We start from the raw sequence: 18,927 nt of genomic DNA, 5'->3' as shown, positions 1-18,927 counted from the left end.
GCCACCCCCTGCGAGTTCGGAAGAAACGACTCAGCACACTCGGCATCGGTCGAAGAAGCGCTCGCGACTCTGCATCATCAATGCGGCGCGCTTGTGCGGGAAGTCGAATTCCTTTTCCTGCCAGAAGCCCAGGCGCTGCATGTGGCCGATCATGCGCTGATTATCGGCGCGCGGCTCGGCGACGATACGCTGGGTGCGAGGTTCATCCAGAAACAGATAATGCACCAGAGCCGATAGCCAGCCTTCCACCTTGTGCGGCCCGCGATGATCCTCTTCGCCAACCAACATGTGGATACCTCGATCGTAGTCATCGACCGCATAGAAAGGCGCAATGCGATCCTCCTTGGCCCAGTAAGCCTCGAAATAGGCGAACGGCTGATCGTCAAAACACCCGATCAGGGTCAACACATGCGGATCGCCCGCCAGCCGCTCCAGGTATTCGCGGTGCTGCTCGAGGCTGCCCTGCTCCTGCCAGAACTCGGCCACCCGAGGATGGTTCTGCCAGCGACTGAAGCGCTCCAGATCAGCCTCGATATCCAGTGTACGTAGCGAGATCCAGCTGCCCAGGCGCCTGTCGAAGCGACGATACAGTTCGCCATCGGGCTTCGGCGGCCGCTGCGGGTGACGCCGCCCCTCGCTGAGCACGAAACGCTGCGGGTAGTTCTCGCTGGCAGCCCCGCGTCGCCAGGGCATCGGCAATTGCCAGAACATCGAACGCTGCACCTGCCAGAGGCCACCCGCCTCAGGACTGAGCAGCCCCGCCTGCACCAACTCAGCGGGGCAATCGTCCAGCTTCAGCAACAGGCGCTGGCAACCTGGATCGATGGCGAACCCCTGGTAGGCAAACGCCCAGACTGCAAGCGGCATATCGTGTGCCTGCAGCCACCAGACCTCGTCCTGAAGCTCGGCACGCAGCAGCGGTTGCCCATCCAGCAGGAGGGTCAGCGCATGGGCGCCACCTTCGACCAGCAGCGTGCGTCCATCGGGCAAGGGCAGAGAAACACCGGGCATGGATATCACCTCGAAAACCTCAAGACGAATGGCAGATGGAAATATTTAGTCGAATCAACTCAGGCACTTTCCAGCGCCCGAGTCGGAGTCGAAATCGCCGCCGGCAAGTGCTCGAACAGGGATTGAGATATCTCCTGTGCACGCATCGGCAATACCGACAGCAGGGTATCGCTCAGCCCGTGACTGCTCTGGCTGAAGCCTTGCAGATAGATACCCGCCCGCAGGCGCGCATCGGCACGCACGCGGTAGTCGCGCTCGACGCGGAAGTCACCCAGATACTGCTGCAGAGGCGCCAGCAATTCGCGGTGCGAGTTGCGCTCGTAGCCGGTGGCGAGGATCACCGCATCGTAGCGCTTGCTCTCTACACTGCCGGTGGCGCTGTCGCGCAGCGCCAGCTCGATGCCCGCATCACTGGCACGCGCGCTTTCCACCGTGCGCCGGCACAGGAAGCCATGACGTGCCTGCTTGGCCACCTTCTGCCGGTAGAAGATGCCGTAGATACGCTCGATCAGATCCAGATCGACCACCGAATAATTGGTGTTGTGGTACTCCTGAATCAGCTTTTCACGCTCGGCCTCAGGCTCGTTGAATACCAGGTCGGTGTAATCGGGGGTGAATATCTCGTTGACGAATGGGCTGTCGTCAGCCGGCTTGAGCACTGCCGCGCGCAGGATCATGTCCACCTGCACCGAGGGGTAACTGTCGTTGAGGTCGATGAAAGCCTCCGCCGCGCTCTGCCCACCGCCAACCACGGCGATGCGCATTGGCTCGTGGCGAGTGCAGGCCTGGCTGGCCATGCGCTCCAGGTACTGGGCGTGATGGAATACGCGGGCGTCATCACGCAGATGAGAGAAGGCCGAGGGAATCCGCGGCGTGCCGCCGGTGCTGAGGACGATGGAACGAGCGAGCCGGAAGCGTTCGCTGCCCTGGCTGTCGCGGGAGATCACCCGCAGCTGATCAATGCCCAGGGCACCCTGCACCGGCTCGACGCGGATCACCGTCTCGCCGTAAGCGCACTGATCGGCAAATTGCTGGCCGACCCAGCGCAGGTAGTCGTTGTACTCCAGCCGGCACGGATAGAAGGTACCGAGATTGATGAAATCGACCAGGCGCCCCTGCGCATGCAGGTAATTGACGAAGCTGTAGGGGCTGGTGGGATTGCGCAGGGTCACCAGATCCTTGAGGAAGGAAATCTGCAGTTCACTCTGGCTCACCAGGGTATTGCCATGCCAGCGGTAATCCTGCTGCCGATCGAGGAACAGCGCGTGGTAAGCACGCCCCTCACGTTCAGCCTGCTCCTGCAGGGCGATGGCCAGTGCCAGGTTGGAGGGGCCGAAGCCGATGCCGAGCACGTCGTAGGTCGGAACGATCAACTGAGTCATGATGCCTGTGTCCTTTAGCCGTTTGCCACGAACAAGCCATGGGCCTGTCTGGGAGAGTCCGCTTGCTCGGCCTGAAGGCGTGAGGCTGCGGTCTTGAAGAAAAGACGAGGCAGGCACTCAGAAATTTATAATCATTCTCATTATTGATACTAGATCGACACTCGGGTCTCACCCCGCCCAATGACGCAGACGCGTGCGGCAATGTTTCATGGCGTTGACGATGTGCTTCTCCACCATGTCGCGAGAGATGCCCATGCGCTCGGCGATCTCGGCATGAGAACAGCCTTCCATCTTGCGCAACAGAAACGCCTGACGACAAACCGGTGGTAGTTCATCCAATGCGCGCTTCAACAGGCCCAGTTGCTGTGCCTGGCTGGCCTGAGCCTGTGGGTCACACGCGTCGTCGAGCTCATCGTGCCCGAGTGATTCGAGCGGCTCAGCGGCACGCACCAGCGCACTGCGGTGCCGGTCAACACTCAGGTTGATGGCGGTACGAAAGAGAAAGGCGCGCGGCTGCTCGATGACATCCATGGTCTTTCGCTCGAGCAGCCGCAAGAAGCTCTCCTGAGCCAGATCCGCAGCCGCCTGGCGATCACCCAGCGTGCGATTGAGGTAGCGGATCAATTCTTGGTAATGCTGAATCACAACGCTCTCTAAATCCCTGGAGGAACTGCCCCGCGCAGGTTCCTGATGTGTCACGGCAACAGACACTTGCTGACAGCCCGGCTCAGCGATACTTATAATCACTCGCATTTTATGCAAATGAAAGCCTTGCAAAACCTCGGAACGCCCGAATGATCGAGCAGCAATCCAGCGACGAAGACGAACGCGTCAGCATCGAGGCGGCGCATTGGTGCACGCGCCTGCATGATGCGGACTGCACGGCCGAGGAGCGCCAGGCTTTCGCTCGCTGGATAGCCGCTGCCCCCAGCCATCAGCACGAGTACGACGCCATGCTGGGGATCTGGCACCTGGCCGATCACTTGCGCCCGACGCATGTACCTGCGCCTCGACACGCAACCGCCCGCCCCCGTCGTCAGCACAAACGCTGGCGCGCCGCCAGAATGGCCACTGCCGCCATGCTGGGAGCGGTGACCATCTGGCTGGGCGGCTGGTCGGCCGGCCTGCTGCCAGCGCAGGCCGGCTACTACGCAGCGCAGGAGACCCCACGCCAGGTCATGCTGGCAGACGGCTCGCACGTGCAACTGAACAGCAATAGCTGGCTGGTCTTCGCCAGCTTCCGCGATCGCCGCAGTGCCTGGCTCAATAGCGGCGGCGAAGGCTACTTCGAGGTTGCCCACGACAGCGCACATCCCTTTAGCGTACTGACCGACAATGGCCAGGTTCGCGTCACCGGCACCCGCTTCAACGTCTGGACAGACGACCAGCAGATGCTGGTCAGCCTGCTCGAAGGCGCCGTGGTGGTCAGCCCACCGAGTGGCGTCCAGGGTAGCCAGGCGCAGCTTTCGCCCGGCATGCAGGCGCGCTACCGCCAAGGCAGCAACCAGATCGACGTGGAACAGGCGAGTACCGCCAGCGCCATTGCCTGGATCGAAGGCAAACTGGTGCTGGATGACCTGTCACTCAACGTCGCCCTGCCTCTGATCAACCGCTATCTCGAACGACCGGTACGCCTGGGCGACGCCGCCAGTGGCAACCTGCGTATCGGGGGGATCTATAGCACCGATGACCTCAAAGCGCTGATCGAATCGTTACCGACCGTACTGCCCATCGAACTGAAGCGTCACGATGACGGCGCACTGGTGCTGAAGAGCCGCTACGCCTCGCTCTAAAGGGGGGTGTGTCACGTAGCGATCTCGCCTGCACCCGAAACGAAATCAGCACTGCCAGTCCGATCGCGGGTTTTCGTTGAGTTTTCTCCTGCCTCATTCGTCTTAACAAGAACGATTCGGCTTTGCAGTCATTTCGATTGCAACCGCGTCGCCTCGTTTTCCGGCGCAGCCCTGCGCCGAGCCTCAGGACTGGATGATGCAGACACCTCCGCAAAGTACGTTCCGCGAACTCTTCCGGCTGTTACGCCCGTTCGCACCGCAACTCGCCGCCGCCACCCTGCTGGGCATTCTTGGTGGTGCCAGCATTACGGCGCTTCTGGCCACCATCAACTACAGCCTGCACTCTGACGAAGGCATGCAGAGCGCCCTGCTACTGGGCTTCGCCGGCTTGTGCCTGATGGCGCTGGTCGGCTCGATCATCTCCGACATCGGCACCAACTATGTCGGCCAACACGTCATCGCCAGGCTGCGCAAGGATCTGGGCAGCAAGATCATCTCGGCACCGATCGACCAGATCGAGCGCTACCGCAGCCACCGCCTGATTCCGGTGCTGACCCATGACATCGACACCATCAGCGACTTCGCTTTCGCCTTCGCCCCACTGGCGGTGTCACTGACCGTCACCCTGGGCTGCCTGGGCTACCTGGCCTCGCTTTCGCTGCCCATGTTCCTCACCACTGCCCTGGCGATCGTCATTGGCAGCGCCATCCAGTACGTGGCGCGCAGCAAGGGCATCCGCGGTTTCTTCCAGGCCCGTGACGCTGAGGACGACCTGCAGAAGCACTACCGCGCCATGGCCGAAGGCGCCAAGGAACTGCGCATCAGCCGTCCGCGCCGCTTCCAGCACTACAGCGAGCGCCTGCAGGGCACAGCCGAGCGGATCTGCGACATTCAGATTCGCTCGATCAACCTGTTCGTGATCGCCAAGGGTTTCGGCTCGACCCTGTTCTTCATCGTCATCGGCGTGGCTCTGGCCTACCAGAGCTTCTGGCCCAGTACCGACAAGGCGACGCTGAGCGGCTTCATCCTGGTGCTGCTGTACATGAAGGGGCCACTAGAGCATCTGGTCGGCCAGTTGCCCATCGTCAGCCGCGCTCAGGTGGCCTTCCGCCGTATCGCCGAGCTGTCGCAGCGCTTCTCCTCACCGGAACCCAACCTGCTGCTACGCGACGACGGCCGCAGCGCCCCGCCGATGCAAGGTATCGAACTGCGCGGCCTGCACTACCGCTACCCCACCGAAGATGGCGGCGAGGGTTTTGGTGTCGGCCCGGTGGATTTGCATATCCGCCCCGGCGAGATTCTCTTCATCGCGGGCGAAAACGGTTGTGGCAAGACCACACTGATCAAGCTGCTGCTGGGCCTTTACGTCCCCAAAGGGGGTGAACTTCTGCTCAATGGCGAGCCCGTCACCGACTCCAATAGAGACGATTACCGCCAACTGTTCACCACCATCTTCGCCGACTACTTCCTCTTCGAGGATCTGCTCAAGGGCAGCCAGGACATACCGGCCGAAGCCAACCGCTACCTGGAGCGGCTGGAGATCGCTCACAAGGTCAGTCTGGATGACCACAATTACTCCACCACCGACCTATCCACTGGCCAGCGCAAGCGCCTGGCGCTGGTGCAGGCCTGGCTGGAGAAACGCCCGGTGCTGGTGTTCGATGAATGGGCGGCCGATCAGGATCCAGAGTTCCGCCGCATTTTCTACACCGAGCTATTGCCGGAGCTAAGGGCTCAGGGCCGTACGCTGATCGTCATTTCTCACGACGACCGCTACTTCCACGTCGCTGACCGCCTGTTGCACATGGCAGCTGGGCGAATCGTGTCGATAAAAGAGCATACGCCGGAGCCAGCCGCAGCAAGCTCAGCGATGTCATGACGCGCAAAAAGAAGCCGGGACGAAAAATTTTCGTTCCGGTTTTTTTACGCTCAAACGTCTTAAAGCAAATCATTCTAATTAAAACCAACACTACACATCGATCAGGAGTACTGCAGTGCACTCTTCGCGTTCACTCTTCAAACCCGACACTTCGCTCGCGCCCCTTGCCCGACTGGTGCGCGCTGCTGCATTCGGCCTGGCACTCAGTGCCTCCATGCCATTGCTGGCAGAACCGGTGAGTATTGATCTGCCCGCGCAGCCGCTGGCATCGGCGCTGACCAGCCTGGGGGCACAGACCAACCTGCAAATACTCTTCAATCCAGCCCAGCTTGCCAGCCTGCGCAGCCCTGCCCTGCGTGGAGAAATGGAGCCCTTGCAGGCACTGGACAGCCTGCTCAAGGGCACCAACGTGCGCTATCAGGTTGACGGTAATCGCATCAGCCTGATTGCCAGCAGCACTGATGACCAGGCGGTGTCCTTGCCGGCACAAACGATCGAAGGCCGCATCGAAGGCCAGAGCAGTTTCGTGCCCAAGACCAGCAACACGGCCAGCAAGACCAATACCCCCCTGGTGGAAATTCCCCAATCGGTCTCGGTGATCACCCGCGCGCAGATGGAGGCACAGGGCGCCCAAAGCGTTACCGAGGCGCTGCGTTACGTACCTGGGGTCAAGGTGGAAACCTACGGCCTGGATCCCAAAGGCTACGACTGGCTGTTCATCCGCGGCTTCAATGGTCAGAGCACCAGCGACTACCTCAACGGCCTGCGCCAGCAGACCAACGACTACGCCATGTTCCGCAGCGAGCCCTATTCACTTGAGCGCGTCGACGTGCTGCGTGGCCCATCTTCCACCCTGTTTGGCCAAGGCGATGCCGGCGGCGTAATCAACCGGGTGAGCAAGAAGCCCACTGCCGACCAGATCAACGAAGTACAACTCTTGGCAGGCAGCCATGATCGCCGCCAGGGCCAGTTCGATGTCGGTGGTGCGCTGGACGAGCAGAACCAGTTCCTCTATCGCGTTGTCGGCCTGTATCGCGAAGCCAACACGCAGTTGGAGTACGACGATGGCCATGAGCTGGAAGATGATCGCCAGTACATCGCACCGTCCTTCACCTGGGCGCCGGACGAAGACACCAGCCTGACCCTGCTCACCGACTTCCTGCGTGATCGCAACGGCGGCAGCCTGTTCGTCTACACCAAGCCCAACGGCCACACCACCGATACGCTGCTGGGCGATCACAGCTTCAACCGTTTCGACCAGGATCAGTACAACCTGGGCTACGAATTCCGCCATCGTTTCAACGATACATTGGAGTTCCGCCAGAACCTGCGTTACGGCCAGGTGGATCTGACATTTAATAACCTGCTGCCGGCACTGGTCACAAATACTGGCACCGTTATACGTACTGCCGATCGCCGTCAACAGCATATGGATACCTTCGCTGTAGACAACCAATTGCAGTCGGACTTCAACACGGGTTCTATCCGCCACATCCTGCTCACCGGCATCGACTACAGCTGGCAGGACGCTGATGTAACGTTCTATCGCAATCTACCGCAGGGCTTCAGCGGCCAAACTCCACCGCTGAACGTGAACAATCCAGTCTATGGTCAACCGATTCCAACGCCCGGCCCGGGTAATTCGCTGACCCAAGCCGACTACAACCAAACCATCGAACAACTCGGTGCCTACATCCAGGATCAGATCTACTTCGACGATCATTGGTTGCTGACCCTGGGTGGCCGTCACGATCGCGTGCGCAACAACTTCGACAACAACATCGGCGCCTCGACCAACCAGAAGGACGATGCCTTCACTGGCCGCGTCGGCCTGACCTACCTGACCGACTTCGGCCTGGCGCCCTATATCAGCTACGCCGAATCGTTCTCACCCAACAGCGGACAAGCTCCTGGCGGTGGCACTTTCGACCCTAGCGAGGCCAACCAGTGGGAAGTCGGCGTCAAATATCAGCCACATGACGATTTGCTGCTCACCTTGGCCGCCTATGACCTGACCAAAACCAATGCGCTGACTCGTAACACTTCCACCGGGGTGACCTTCGCTGAAGGAGAGCAGCGCTCGCGTGGCATCGAGGCTGAAGCTCGCCTCAAGCTGGATGAACACTGGGACATTCTCGGTTCCTACACCTACACCAAGGCACAGATCACCCGCAGCCTTGATGGCAATCAAGGCAACCGCCCGGCCAACGTGCCGGAGCATATGACTTCGGCCTGGGTGAACTACAACTTCACCGATGGCTCACTGCAGGGCCTGACCCTTGGCGCCGGCGCTCGTTACGTGGGCTCGATGTACGGCGACCCCGCCAACACCTTCGGCGCCGACAGCTACACCCTGTTCGACGCATCAGCCAGCTACCGACTGACGCGAAACGTCACGCTGGCCGTATACGCGCAAAACCTGTTGAACGAGGACTACATCGCTACCTGTGACGCCGCCACCAGTTGCTACGTAGGCCTGGAGCGCAACCTGATGACCAGCGTCAAGTACAGCTGGTAACCAGACGCAAAGCCCGGCACCGCCATTGGCGGTGCCGGGCTTTTGCATGCTGACTGATCAGGCTCCTGCGGGAGCCTTGCGCATATCTGGAGAAACACTTGCCAGCCTCAACGCCCCTCCCCCACCGACTCCTGAAACGCCGCCACCTGCTGCAGGCCATGGCCATCGGCGGCCTGGCCCTCGGCTGTGGCTTGCCACTGCGCGCAGAGCCGCTACAGCGCGTGGTCGCCATCAACTGGGCCGCGGCCGAAACCCTGCTGACCCTCGGTGTAGAGCCCCTGGCCATTTCCGATGTCGGCTACTACCGCAGACGCATGCCCGCCCCACCGTTGCCGCAGACCGTGCGTGATATCGGCCCCTACTGGGAGCCGAATCTCGAGCTGCTGCATCAGTTGAATCCGCAGTTGATCCTCAGCGATGCCCTGCCCAACAGTGTGCTACGGGCGCTGAGCGGTATCGCAACCACCGAGGTGGTCAACATCTTTCCCACCACTCAGGGTGTCTGGAACAGCGCCAGCGCCTTCATGCGCCAGTTGGCCGAGCGCCTGCACCTGAGCGAGCAGGCCGCCGTCTATCTGCAAACGGCTGAGCAACGCCTGGACGCTCTGCGCGCTCGCTTGGCGCTGCGCCCACAACCACCGCTGTACATCGCCGTGCTCAACCAGGATGGCCGCCACGCCACGGTCTATGGCCAGCACAGCATGGCGCAGGACGTGCTGCAGCGGCTGGGGCTGCGCAACGCCTGGAGTGGCCCGAGCAATGCCATGGGCTTTAGCCTCACCGGCATAGAGCGCCTCAGCGAGCAGCCCGATGCGCACCTGCTGTACATCGAAATCCCTACCACCTCGGCGCGCCTGCAGAGCCTGCGCCAACCCAACGCCCTGTGGGACAACCTACCGGCGGTGCGCCGCAGTCAGGTGCATGCGCTGGGCAAATTCTATCCCTATGGTGGCGTGGCCTCTTACCTGAGCCTGGCCGAGCGCATTGCCGACTATCTGGACAGATCGGAGGTGCAACATGGCTGAGTCACTGCGACTACCCGTGCAACGCATCAATCGCAGCCGGGGTTCAGCGCTTTGCACCCTGGTCATCGCCACGCTGGCGGCACTGCTGATGTGGCGCGGACTAAACGGGCTGCTGCCCCGCGAGCTATGGTGGCAGGCGTTGTGGTCACCGGATCTGGACAGCCCCAATCAGGTACTGCTGCATTTCAGCTTCGCGCCACGCCTGCTGGTCAGCCTCATGGTCGGCGCCGCCCTCGGCCTGGCCGGCACCCTGTTCCAGCAGATTCTGCGTAACCCGCTGGCCGAGCCGGTGACCCTTGGCGTCGCGGCCGGTGCCAACCTGGCCCTGTCGGTTACCACCATCTGGGCACCGACCTTGCTGATCCATGGCCTGGAAGCCGTGACCCTGGCTGGTGCCGGTCTGGCCACGCTGGCCCTGTTCAGCTTCGCCGGGGGGCGCCAGTTGTCACCGCTGCGCTTCATCCTGGCCGGCATGGTGATCAGTCTCTACTGCAACGCGCTGAACGCCCTGCTGGTGCTGTTCAACCACGACTATCTGATCGACCTGCTGCTATGGCAGGCCGGCTCGATCAACCAGAGCGGCTGGGACGGCGTGCTCTACCTGGCGCCACGCCTGGCCGTCGCCGCCACGCTCGCGGTGCTGCTGGTTCGCCCACTAGCCGCGCTCGGCCTGGAAGACCAGAGCGCTGCCAGCATCGGTGTGTCGCTGCGCGCCACCCGTGGTTTCGGCCTGCTGATCGCGGTGGCGCTGAGTGCCTTCGTCACCAGTGAGGTCGGCATCATCGGCTTCGTCGGCCTCGCCGCACCTGCCATCGCGCGCATGACCGGCGCTCGCACCCTGCGCCAACGGCTGCTGTGGGCGCCTCTGCTCGGCGCCGCGCTGCTGTGCCTGGTCGATCAGTGCGCACGCGAGCTGTCGCGCCTGGTCGGCGAAGTCCCGGCCGGCATCCTCACAGCGGTGTTCAGCGTGCCGCTGCTGCTGTGGCTGCTGGCGCGCCAGCGCAGCGGCGGTATCCAGCCGCACAGAACGAGCCTGGGGCAGCCAACGGCGCATCCATGGCGGCCCATCCTGCTAGTTTTCGGGCTGCTGATCATGCTGCTGATACCCGCCGTGTTCTTGGCCAAAGGGCTACACGGCTGGCAGTGGACCGAGTTCGGCGAGCTGCACTGGCGTTTGCCACGCGTGTTCGGTGCACTGGCCGCCGGCGCCATGCTGGCCATGGCCGGGCTGCTGGTGCAACGCCTGACCGGTAACCCGATGGCCAGCCCGGAAGTGCTGGGTGCCAGCTCCGGCGCGGCGCTGGGCGTACTGGTGCTGTTCCTGCTGGTGCCGCAGCCGCAGGCGCTGATGTTACCGGCCGCCGGCCTGGGTGCCCTGCTGACCCTCGCGGCTCTGCTCTGGTTCGCCTGGCGCAGTGCCTTCAGCCCTGAGCGTCTGCTGCTCACCGGGGTGTGCCTGACCACCTTGATGGGCGCGTTGAGCACCCTGCTGATGGCCAGCGGCGACCCGCGCATGACCGCGCTGATGAGCTGGATGACCGGCTCGACCTATCAGGTCGATGCCACCGCTGCCACGACCGCCGTGACCCTGACCGTGCTGCTGGGCGCCGCTGCAATGCTGCTGGCACGCCCACTCGATCTGCTCGGGTTGGGCAACGGTACAGCGGCAGCGCTCGGCCTGCGCCTGCGTGCCAGCCATCTGGCCATCCTGCTGTTGGCTGCCCTGCTCACGGCCGCATCCACCCTGATGGTCGGCCCTCTGAGCTTCGTCGGTCTGATCGCACCGCATATCGCCCGCCACCTTGGCGTGCGCCGTGCGCTGCCGCAGCTGTTGCTGAGCGCGGGTGCCGGCGCGCTGATCATGCTGCTGGCCGACTGGCTGGGACGCAACCTGGCCTATCCCTGGCCGGTTTCCGCCGGGTTGCTGGCTGCCTTTATCGGCTGCCCGTACTTCCTCTGGCTGATGCAGCGCGAACGTCGCGGCTAGTAAACCTTCAACGGCTGGTGCGCAACGCGCACCAGCCTTTCGTTGATCGATACGCCCTACCAGCAGCGCCGCAGAAACGCTGCCGCCTGCGCGTAATACTCCTGCACCTCCGACACCAGCCCGGCCATGCGCAGGAAATCATGGGTCATGCCACGGCACAGCCGGCTCTCTACGACCACACCCTGCTCGCGCAGATGCTCGGCATAGGCCAAGCCCTCATCCAGCAAGGGGTCGAACTCGGCGATCAGCAGCAGCGCCGGCGCACTGCCACGCAATTGCCCCTCGGCCAGCAACGGCGAGCAGCGCCAGTCACAACGCTGCGCCGGCTGTGGCACGTAGTGTTGGTAGAACCAGGCCAGTGTCGCGCTTTCCAGCAGGTGGCCTTCGGCGAACAACTCGTGGGATTCGCTGGCCTGGCGGGCGTCCACCGCCGGATAGAACAGCAGTTGCGCACGAGGCTTGGCCCCCTGCGTGGCCGCCAGTTCAGCGCAAATCACGCTGGCCATGGTCGCACCGGCGCTGTCCCCTCCCAAGGCTACTCGTGCCGGATCCAACCCCAGCGCCAAACCGCCTTCTTGCAGCCAGTCCCAGGCATCGCGCACATCCTCCAGGGCAGCGGGAAACGGATGCTCTGGCGCCAAGCGATAGTCCAGCGCCACCACCGCGCACTGCGCGCTGACGGTCAGTTGCCGACAGACCGCATCATGCGAGTCCAGGCTGCCGATGCAATAGCCGCCGCCGTGCAGGTAGATCAGCACTGGCAACGTCGCGCTGGCCAGAGCCGGCCGATACAGCCGTGCGGCCAGTTGACCGTGGCGCACCGGCAGTGACAGTGGCTCCACGGCACAGGCCGGCGCGAATGGCGGCAGACTGCGCGACGCTGCCTCGAACTCCGCACGCGCCTGTGCCACCGGCAGTTCGTGCGGTGCCTGCCGCCCTGCCCGTCGGCCTTCGTCGACCATATCGAGATAGGCGGCGATTTCCGGGTGCAATTCGCCGGGCGCATTAGAAAGGGCAACACTCATAGCGCAAGGGCCTCCTGCGCGACTTGCGCGCAACAATGATCGATGACTGCCAGCAACTCCGCCTCGTACAGCGCCATGAAGCGTTCGATGCTGCTGGGACGGAATACTCGCCGACTGAACAGGCAGCGTAGCGCCAGTTCGCCGTCGTGCACCTGGCCGACGATTTCCAGCCAGTTGTTCAGCGGCGCACTCGCGGCATAGGCATCGCCTGGCCGCTCATCGAGCAGGCTGAACAAGGCGTCGCCATCGCCGTTCTGGTCGAGCTGGCCCAGGTAGTTGAAGGTCACTCGTGACTGCGCCCGTGCCGCCAACCTGCTGCGCGTCTCGCCATCGGCCAGATAGCGCAGCACACCGTAGCCGATGCCCTTGTTCGGTACCGTGCGCAGACGTTGGCGCAGCGCCGTGATGGCCTGGCCATAATCACCCTCGCCAGCCTCCAGGCGCACTGGGAACAGGCTGGTGAACCAGCCCAGGGTGCGGCTGTGATCGAGGCCGTCGAACAGATCCTCACGACCGTGCCCTTCCAGCCCGACCAGCACCGCACGCTGCTCGCTCCAGCCACACAGGGCGCGGCCGAGGGCGGCCAGCAGCAGGTCGTTGATCTGCGTGCGATAGGCTTGTGGCGCGACTTTGAGCAGGCGCGTGGTAGCGGCTCGATCCAGGCGCAGGCTGATCTGTTCACGCAGCGCCACCTGAGCCCGGCCACGAGGGTTGTCACGCGGCGGCTCGCCCAGCCCCTCGCTGGCAGTCTGCTGTAGCCAGTACGGCAGTTCCTCGCGCAGGCTTGGCTGACTGGAGTAGGCATTCAAGCTGTGCGCCCACTGGCGATAGCTGCAGGAGGCCGGCGGCAGACTCGGGGCTTCGCCGCGCTGCAGCGCCCCATAAAGCCGCTGCAGATCCTCCAGCAATACCCGCCAGGACACGCCGTCCACACCCAGGTGATGGATCACCAGCAACAGGCGGCGACTGCCATCGGCCAACTCGCTGTAGACCGCCCGCAGCAAGCGACCCTGGCCGATGTCGAGGCTGCGCTGTGCTCGGTTGGCCAGTGCCAGCGCCTCATCAGCATCGCCCGGTTGTCGATGCCAGAGCAACGGGTCGGCCTCCAGCCCCAGTTCGTCGAGCTGGCAATAACGCTGCCGCCACTGACCGTCATCACCCCTGGCGAAGGCCAGGCGCAGGCTGCCATGCTCGGCCAGCAGCAAGCGCAGCGCCTGCTCCAGCAGGCTGGCGTCCAGCGGTCGATGGCAGGCCAGCAGCAAGGCCTGGTTGAAATGGTCGGGCTCGGGCAGATGCTGGTCGAACAGCCACTGCTGGATCGGCAACAGGGCGAAGTGGTCTTCGTCCTCGGCCATGTCCGTCACCCGCGTTGGCGTGGGTTCGCTGACCTGCTGCGGACGCTCCAGCAAGGCGGCAATGCTCTGGTACTGCAACAGGTCGCGCAGACGCAGCTCCAGGCCAAGCCCCTCGGCCTGACGCGCACGCGACACCACCTGCAGGCTGAGAATCGAATCCCCGCCCAGGTCGAAGAAATTGTCGTGGATGCCGACCTGTTCGACCTGCAGCACCTGCGCCCAGATTTCGGCCAGGATGCGCTCGGCCTCATTGCGCGGTGCCACATAACCCGCGCCCTGCCAGTTCGGCTCCGGCAGCGCCTTACGGTCGATCTTGCCAGCCGGTGACAGCGGCATGCGCGCGAGCCGGAGAATCTGCGCCGGCACCATATAGTCCGGTAGCTGCTCCCGCAGGTAGCTGCGCAGCGCGTCGCCCTCGACCTCGCCGACCACATAGCCGATCAGTTGCTTGCCGCTGCCGCCCTCACGCGCCACCACCACGGCTTCACGCACCTGTGCATGCGCCTGCAGGCGCGCCTCGATCTCACCCAGCTCGATGCGGAAACCACGGATCTTCACCTGATGGTCGATACGCCCCACGTACTCGACGACGCCATCGGCGCGCCCACGTACCAGATCGCCACTGCGATACAGACGCGCGCCCGGCTCACCGAAGGGATCGGCGACGAACCGCTCGGCGGTCAGCCCCGGCCGCTGGTGATAACCGCGCGCCAGCAAGTCACCGCCGATATACAGCTCGCCGGCGACGCCAAGCGGCACCGGGCGTAACTGCGCGTCGAGGATGTACAGCCGGCGCGCACCGACCGCCTGGCCGATGGGGGCATAGGCGGCCTGGCAACGGGTGCTCGCATCGGCCTTCCACAGCAGCGGCGTGACCACGGTTTCGGTCGGCCCATAGCCGTTGATCAGGTATTCGGCCTTGAGGGTACGGCGCGCCAGCTCGAAGGCGGCTTCTGGCACCGCATCCCCCCCGAAGCAATAGATGCGCATGCTCGGCACATGACCAAGCTGCGCGGCCTGATCGGCCAGTTGCAGCAGGTACGCCGGCGGGAAGGCCGCGACCGTGACCTGATGCTCGCGCAGTTGCGCCAGGGTCTGCTCGGCGCTCCACAGCGCCTCCCCACGGATCAGCAGACTACCACCATGGCTGAGGGTGGTGAGCCAGCGCTCATGAGCACCGTCGAAGGCGAACGACATGAAGATCAGTTCGCGATCCTTCGCCGTCATGGCGTAACGCTCGCCGATAGCGCGGCAGTGCGCGGCGATCTGCCCGTGCGCCACGGCCACGCCCTTGGGCTGGCCGGTGGAACCCGAGGTGTAGATCAGATACGCCAGATTGCCGGGCTGCACGGTTACCTGGGGCAGCTCGCAGGGCTCTGCGGAGAGATCGAGCCTGTCCAGTTCCAGGCACACCACACCTTCGGGTACGGGCAGGCGCTCACGCAGGCGGCTGTCGGTCAGCAGCAAGGTGATGCCAGCGTCCTGCATCTGGAACGCCAGGCGCTCACGCGGGTAGTCGGCGTCCAGCGGTACGTAGGCGCCCCCCGCCTTGAGCACGGCGAGCAACGCCAGCGGCAACTCGACACCACGCGGCAAGGCCACGCCCACGCGCACCTCGGGGCCAACGCCGAAGGCAATCAGCCGCTGGGCCAGGCGGTTGGAGTCCAGCTCCAGACGCTGACGGTCAAGACGCCCCGCCTCGTCGATCAGCACAGGCTCCTGCGGCCGCTCGCGGTTGTGTCGGGCGATGCTCAGGTGAACCGGCTCGAATGCCGTGGGCAGCGACGCCTGACCGTGCAGACGCTGGTGCGCCTCGTGTTCGAGCGTGCTCAGGCAATCGAGATCGCCGAGACATTGCTCTCCCCCCAGCAGCATGGCGGCAAGAATCTGCTCGAAGTTGGCGCGGATACGCAGTACCGCGTCCTCATGAAAATGGCTGCGCAGGTACTGGTATTCGATCTCCATGCCCTCGCCCAGGCGCACGGCCAGATCCATCGGCACGCTGGTCACGTCCTTGGACGCCAGCTCGCCGAAGCGCGGCCCGTCGCCGCCACCGCGTCGCAACGCCTCGTCTACCGGGTAGTTCTCGAACACGATGATGCTGTCGAACAGCGCCTGGCCGCCATGACCCGCCCAGCGCTGGATGTCATACAGCGGCGTGTGCTCGTATTCGCGCACCTCCAGGTTGTACGCCTGGAGTGCTCGCAGCCAGTCGCCGAGCCCCGCATCCGCCGCTGGCGCCTGTACCACCGGCAGGGTGTTGATGAACAGCCCCAGCAGCGTCTCGGCGCCCGCCAGGCTGGTGGGGCGTCCGGCGACGGTGGCGCCGAAGGTAACCCGCTGCTTGCCGGTGTAGCGCTGCAACAGCAGCAACCAGGCGCCCTGCAACAGGGTGTTGAGGGTCACGCGCTGCTGCCGGGCAAAGTCCCGCAGGCGCTCGGTTGCTGTTGCATCGTAATGGCTGTAGGTCACGCCATGGCCACTGCCTTCAGCGGGGCGCGACAGGCTGTCGGCCAGCAAACAGGGTTCGTCCAGCCCGGTCAGGCGCTGCCGCCAGAACGCTTCGGCAGCGTCGCCATCCTGGCGCTGCAGCCAGGCGATGTAGTCGGCGTAGCGTGCGACGGGCGCTGGCAGACGCTCGCCGGCATAGACCTGCAGCACCTCCTTGATCAGCTGCGCGCCGCTCCAGCCATCGGTGACCAGGTGGTGCATGGTCCACACCAGTTGCCAGCGCCCCTCGCCCAGAGCCAGCAGACTCATGCGCTGCAGCGGTGGTCGGGCCAGATCGAATCCTGCGGCGCGGTCACGCTCAGCAAAAGCGATGACATCCGTCTCGCCCTCGATCACCCGCACCTGGGTCGGCACCTGACGCTGCACCACCTGCAAGGGCTGACGTAGCCCGCCCTGCCAGAGAAAACCACTGCGCAGCGTTTCGTGACGCGCCACCACCTGCGCCCAGGCCGCCTGCAAACGTGCCGGATCGAGCTGCTCGACCGCCACACTGATCTGGTTGACGTAGAGCCCGGAGCCGGGATTGTCGAGGGCATGGAACAACATGCCCTGCTGCATCGGCGACAGCGGGTAGATATCCTCGATGGCAGCGGCGGGCAGGTCGAGGGTATCGAGCTGCGCCTGATCGAGACCGGCCAGGGGGAAGTCCGCTGGCGTCACGCCACCTGCGCCCGTTGTCAGGCAATGGGCGATCAGTTCACGCAGCTCAGTCAGGTAACGCTGCGCCAGTTGCATGACCGGCGCCTCGTCGAACATCTCGCGGCTGAATGTGAAGCGCAGGCCCAGGCGCGCATCGAGCACCTGGCCATCGATGCTCAGCCAGTTACCCAGCGGCGCGTCGCCGTCGCGATTCATCCCGGCGCTTTCGCTGGCCAGACGCAACAGGGCATCGCTGGCGAAGCTGGCATCGAACTGGCCCAGATAGTTGAAGGTCACCCGTGGCTCATGCAGGCCATCCAGGCCCTGCCCAAGATGACGCAACAGACCATAGCCAAGCCCCCCACGCGGCACCGCACGCAGTTGTTCCTTGACCGCCTTGATCGCCGCACCCGGCTCGCCGTCAGCCTGCAGGCGCAGCGGGTAGAGACTGGTGAACCAGCCCAAGGTACGGCTCAGATCGATATCGTCGAACAGCGTTTCGCGGCCATGGCCTTCCAGCAATACGGCGGCACTGCCCTGTCCGCTCCAGGCACACAGGGCACGAGCCAGGGCGGTCAGCAGCAGGTCGTTGACCTGGGTGCGGTAGGCCGCTGGCGCCTGTTGCAGCAGAGCGCGAGTTTCGCCTTCGTCCAGCTCCAGGCGCAGAGTGTGGGCATGACGTTCGGCCAGACTGGCGTCGGCGCGAGCGCCGGGCAAGCTCGGTGCCTGGGCCTCGAGTTGGGCTCGCCAATAATCCTGCTCGGCGCTCAGCTCGGAGCTGGCAGCAAGGTCGACCAGACGCTGCGCCCAGCCTTTGAACGAGCTGCTGCGCGGTGGCAGAGGCTGGCCCGCGTAATGCGCCTGCAGATCCTCCAGCAGCACGCGCCAGGACACGCCGTCGATCACCAGGTGATGGACGACCAACAGCAAACGCTGGCTACCGTCGCCCATGTTCACCAGCATGGCGCGCAGCAGCGGGCCGCGTTCCAGGTCGAGGCTGCGCTGCGCGGCGGCGCAATGGCGCTCCAACTCGCTGACATCGGCCGCGTCGCGCAACCAGAGCACCTCGGCATCCACCTGTTCGGTGTGCACGGCATGGCGACCATCGGCAGCGAAGCGCAAGCGCAGGGCATCATGATGAGCCTGCAGCGCCGCCAGAGTTTCGGCCATACGCTGCGCGTCCAGCGTCTCGCGGCAATGTAGCAGCACGGCCTGGTTCCAGTGCGCACGCTGCGGCATGGGCGTGGCGAAGAACAGGCGCTGGATCGGCAGCAGTGGCGTCTCGCCCTGCTCCGGCCCCTGCTCGGGCTCGCTCACCGCCTCACGAACAACGGCCGCCAGGGCACGCAGGCTCTGGTGCTGGAACATGTCCTTGGGGGTCAGTTGCAAACCAGCCTGACGAGCACGGCTGACCACCTGGATGGAAACGATGGAGTCGCCACCCAGTTCGAAGAAATTGTCCTCACGGCCCACCTGGGTTACGCCCAGCACGCTCTGCCAGATCTCGGCCAGCAACTTTTCATGCGCTGTTTCCGGCGCCTGAAAATCGGCCTGAACGGCGCTGAAGTCCGGCTCCGGCAAGGCTTTTCGATCCAGCTTGCCGTTCGGTGACAGCGGCATGGCATCCAGTACCAGGATGCGCGCCGGCACCATGAACTCCGGCAACTGCTCGGCCAGCGCCTGGCGCAGTACTTCACCGTCGCAAGCGGCCACGGCGTAGCCCACCAGTTGCTTGCCCCGCGGCGTATCGCGCGCCACCACCACCGCTTCTTCGACCTGCGGGTGCGCTTGCAGACGCGCTT

At 64.1% G+C, this 18,927-nt stretch carries 10 protein-coding genes; 5 read left to right on the top strand and 5 right to left on the bottom strand.

Going from position 1 to position 18,927, the window contains the following annotated elements; all coding sequences use genetic code 11:
- Window positions 1–30: 30 nt before the first annotated feature.
- The 3 genes from ACODS1_RS15790 to ACODS1_RS15780 all read right to left on the bottom strand — a co-directional run bounded on the left by ACODS1_RS15790 (window position 31) and on the right by ACODS1_RS15780 (window position 3,038).
- Window positions 31–1,011 (bottom strand): GNAT family N-acetyltransferase, encoded by a 981-nt coding sequence (locus ACODS1_RS15790; RefSeq protein WP_489086409.1) that lies wholly within the window; start codon window positions 1,009–1,011, stop codon window positions 31–33.
- 59 nt (window positions 1,012–1,070) lie between these two features.
- Window positions 1,071–2,393, bottom strand: a complete 1,323-nt coding sequence (locus ACODS1_RS15785; RefSeq protein ID WP_489086408.1) for a lysine N(6)-hydroxylase/L-ornithine N(5)-oxygenase family protein — start codon at window positions 2,391–2,393, stop codon at window positions 1,071–1,073.
- Window positions 2,394–2,561: 168 nt separating this feature from the next.
- Window positions 2,562–3,038 (bottom strand): sigma-70 family RNA polymerase sigma factor, encoded by a 477-nt coding sequence (locus ACODS1_RS15780; RefSeq protein ID WP_489086484.1) that lies wholly within the window; start codon window positions 3,036–3,038, stop codon window positions 2,562–2,564.
- A gap of 149 nt (window positions 3,039–3,187) precedes the next feature.
- Here ACODS1_RS15780 and ACODS1_RS15775 point away from each other — a divergent pair, with 149 nt between their 5' ends.
- From ACODS1_RS15775 to fhuB, 5 genes are all read left to right on the top strand, one after another.
- On the top strand, window positions 3,188–4,186 hold the full coding sequence (locus ACODS1_RS15775) for a FecR family protein (protein WP_489086407.1): 999 nt from the start codon (window positions 3,188–3,190) through the stop codon (window positions 4,184–4,186).
- A gap of 196 nt (window positions 4,187–4,382) precedes the next feature.
- Complete coding sequence (locus ACODS1_RS15770) at window positions 4,383–6,065, top strand: cyclic peptide export ABC transporter (RefSeq protein ID WP_489086406.1); 1,683 nt, start codon at window positions 4,383–4,385, stop codon at window positions 6,063–6,065.
- Between the two features lie 115 nt (window positions 6,066–6,180).
- Window positions 6,181–8,583, top strand: a complete 2,403-nt coding sequence (locus tag ACODS1_RS15765; RefSeq protein WP_489086405.1) for a TonB-dependent siderophore receptor — start codon at window positions 6,181–6,183, stop codon at window positions 8,581–8,583.
- 98 nt (window positions 8,584–8,681) lie between these two features.
- Window positions 8,682–9,608: an ABC transporter substrate-binding protein gene (locus tag ACODS1_RS15760; protein ID WP_489086404.1), complete on the top strand. Its 927-nt coding sequence runs from the start codon at window positions 8,682–8,684 to the stop codon at window positions 9,606–9,608.
- Window positions 9,601–11,595 (top strand): Fe(3+)-hydroxamate ABC transporter permease FhuB, encoded by a 1,995-nt coding sequence (gene fhuB, locus ACODS1_RS15755; protein WP_489086403.1) that lies wholly within the window; start codon window positions 9,601–9,603, stop codon window positions 11,593–11,595. Before ACODS1_RS15760 ends, fhuB begins: the two co-directional genes overlap by 8 nt.
- 56 nt (window positions 11,596–11,651) lie before the next feature.
- Here fhuB and ACODS1_RS15750 read toward each other — a convergent pair whose 3' ends face one another.
- On the bottom strand, window positions 11,652–12,620 hold the full coding sequence (locus ACODS1_RS15750) for an alpha/beta hydrolase (RefSeq protein WP_489086402.1): 969 nt from the start codon (window positions 12,618–12,620) through the stop codon (window positions 11,652–11,654).
- A partial coding sequence (locus ACODS1_RS15745) for an amino acid adenylation domain-containing protein (RefSeq protein WP_489086401.1) occupies window positions 12,617–18,927 on the bottom strand: 6,311 nt, incomplete at its 5' end. The genes ACODS1_RS15745 and ACODS1_RS15750, both read right to left, overlap by 4 nt.

The organism is Pseudomonas sp. FG29, assembly GCF_057809355.1.
The sequence above is the reverse complement of the archived record's forward strand: the minus strand, read 5'-3'. Positions and strand labels throughout refer to the sequence as shown.

Bases quoted from the DNA above. Each gene is read 5' to 3' on its own strand.
- ACODS1_RS15790 (WP_489086409.1), bottom strand. From the start codon at position 1,011: ATGCCCGGTGTTTCTCTGCCCTTGCCCGATGGACGCACGCTGCTGGTC.
- ACODS1_RS15785 (WP_489086408.1), bottom strand. From the start codon at position 2,393: ATGACTCAGTTGATCGTTCCGACCTACGACGTGCTCGGCATCGGCTTC.
- ACODS1_RS15775 (WP_489086407.1), top strand. From the start codon at position 3,188: ATGATCGAGCAGCAATCCAGCGACGAAGACGAACGCGTCAGCATCGAG.
- ACODS1_RS15770 (WP_489086406.1), top strand. From the start codon at position 4,383: ATGCAGACACCTCCGCAAAGTACGTTCCGCGAACTCTTCCGGCTGTTA.
- fhuB (WP_489086403.1), top strand. From the start codon at position 9,601: ATGGCTGAGTCACTGCGACTACCCGTGCAACGCATCAATCGCAGCCGG.
- ACODS1_RS15750 (WP_489086402.1), bottom strand. From the start codon at position 12,620: ATGAGTGTTGCCCTTTCTAATGCGCCCGGCGAATTGCACCCGGAAATC.